The sequence below is a fragment of the Streptomyces sp. 13-12-16 genome (assembly GCF_002114215.1).
In the GTDB taxonomy this organism is placed as follows: domain Bacteria; phylum Actinomycetota; class Actinomycetes; order Streptomycetales; family Streptomycetaceae; genus Streptomyces.
Genome location: NZ_NCTE01001432.1, coordinates 1 through 391, shown reverse-complemented (window position 1 = coordinate 391; position 391 = coordinate 1). Strand labels below are relative to the sequence as shown.

Here is a 391-nt window from a genome sequence, read left to right as displayed (position 1 = left end):
GGGGCGGGTCCCCGCCGATCCCGCACCCCGGCTGCGCTGGCTGCTCGACCGGGGGCTGCTGCTGCCGACGGCGCCCGGGACGGTCGTCCTGCCGCGCGAGGTCGCGCTGCGGCTGCGAGCCGGACGGGCGCACCGGACGGTGGAGCCGTCGCCGCCGCCCGTCGAGGCCGCCGCCACACACCGTCCACAGGTGGTGGACGCGACGGCGGCCGGGCAGGCGTACACGGCGCTGTCGACGGTCGAGGAGCTGCTGAAGGACTGGCACGAGGGCGGCCCGGCGGTGCTGCGGGCCGGCGGGCTGAGCGTGCGGGACCTGAAGCGGACCGCCACCGCCCTGGACGTGCCCGAGCCGGTGGCCGCGTTCTGGGTGGAACTCGCCTACGCGGCCGGG

General features: G+C 78.8%; 1 pseudogene. It reads left to right on the top strand.

From position 1 onward, the window contains the following. Positions 1-391 (top strand): annotated as a pseudogene (locus B7767_RS42155) (DNA-binding protein); the annotation flags it as partial.